The organism is Candidatus Methylomirabilota bacterium (assembly GCA_028870115.1).
In the GTDB taxonomy this organism is placed as follows: domain Bacteria; phylum Methylomirabilota; class Methylomirabilia; order Methylomirabilales; family Methylomirabilaceae; genus Methylomirabilis.
On the sequence record JAGWQH010000007.1, the window covers coordinates 1 to 1770 of the forward strand.

Here is a 1770-nt window from a genome sequence, read left to right on the forward strand (position 1 = left end):
GCACCGACCGCTCCTCTTGCGATACCGGAGCCGCCAACAAGGCGTCAGCCGTATGCGACGATGCCCCGTCCCACACGATGCGGGCCGTGTCGTCTATGGCCTCCACACGAAACGCCAGCGACTCCGGCATACGCGAAAGATTCGTCTTGATTCCTGCCAGGATTCGCCGCTCCTCGTTCTCCGGGTCTTTGGCTACCAGCAACGCCATCCGTGCCGCGCCGACAATCCCGATACTCCCCCCACCGCGATAGATGCTTTGCGAACCTCCAGACTTATTCAGGTGACGGATCACAAGCACCGCAACGCCGAGGTCCTCCGCCATCTTGGTTAATGGGGCCAGGGCTTGCCTTACGTCTTGGTCTCTCCAACTATTTCGTTGACTTGGTAAGTAGCCCATCAAGGGGTCGATGATTACGAGCTTTGCCTCGACTTGTTTACACGCGCAGGTGAGCGCCGTCAAGTCCTCGACTGTCGGGACGCGCAGCTTACCGTCCACACCTTTCACACCCTGGAGCGCGACAATTTTCTCCAGATCCGCTCCGGCAACCTTGAGCCTTGGAACAACCGTATCGGCCAGGCCATCTTCGAGTGTCAAGATCACCGCCCCACCCGGAAGCGACGGCGAACCGTCCGGCATTGCTGAACCATTGGACACCCGCGCCGCCACGTCAAACGCCAGGGTCGATTTGCCAAGGCCGGGGTCGCCGTCTAACACGGTCAATTTCCCCAACGGGATTCGACGGGGCCATAGCCAGGTCACAGGTTCAGGCTGTACGTCTGCGAGTCGAATAATGACGACATCTTCTGGTTGACTCTGCGTCTCCGTCGCGCCGGTCGCCGTAAACTCCGGTCGGTCGGGTTGCTTGAAGGCATTACTAACAATCTTCTCGATCTCCGCGTCAGGTAGCGGGGGTTCGCACCGTTCCGCATTCATCACCCGCAGCGCCGCAAGGCTCGCTTTGGGGCTGAGCCCACGAGCTTTCTCACTTCGGGCCAGTCTGTAGAGTGTATCGTTTCGCGTGCCGTCCTTGATCTTCTCCCCGACCGTGAAGCCGTTGCCGTTGGTGGCTTCTGGCCGGAGCTTGTCCAGTAACCAGGCCGGGGCCTTTGCAATCGCTACGTCGTCGGGGTGACTCGATGCCTCAAAGACATAGTGCCGCCCGCTCTCGTGGAGGCTCTGGGGGGCCACGATGTACCCGCCGTCGCCTTTAATGTCCAAGCCAGGACCGAGCACACCTGAGCCCGATTTGACCGGGTAGCCTGGGCACCGGAAAAGAATATGCTGCCCACCACCGCCCGTCTGCGCCTCGACCGTCGCAGGTAACGCGCCATGTTGGGCTTCGAGGTCTCGGAGGGTGTCGTCGCCGCCATGCCGGGGGTCCACGTCTAGGACAAAGAACCCGCTCCTTTCGCCGGTCGGTATCCCGATGTTCGCATGGGGCCAGCGCGTCCACCATTGCCGGATCGTCGCCGGGTCCGTTGTCGCCTGGTTCGGCCAGTCTTTGATTTTGGGTGTCTTGCCGGGTGAGTCGCAAGGAAAGACCGGCCAGCCGCGCCGGGCATAGTCCAGGGCCGCATCAAGCATGGTTGCTACCGCCGTTCGGGTCATCGCGCCACCTCTTCCCCGGGCAGTCGCTGAAGACCGCGGGCTATGACGCGATCAAGATCGACGCGCCTGAACCTCACTGCCTTTCCCAGCTTCACGGTTGGTAGTCCGATCCGCATACGAAAAGCAGGGGTTCTGAGGCTGGAGATGGGGGTAGCTAAATA

At 61.2% G+C, this 1770-nt stretch carries 1 protein-coding gene; it reads right to left on the reverse strand.

From position 1 onward, the window contains the following. Positions 1 to 1609, reverse strand: a 1609-nt coding sequence (locus KGL31_00315) for a bifunctional DNA primase/polymerase (protein MDE2320357.1), incomplete at its 3' end; no start/stop codon positions are given. Positions 1610 to 1770 lie beyond the last annotated feature (161 nt).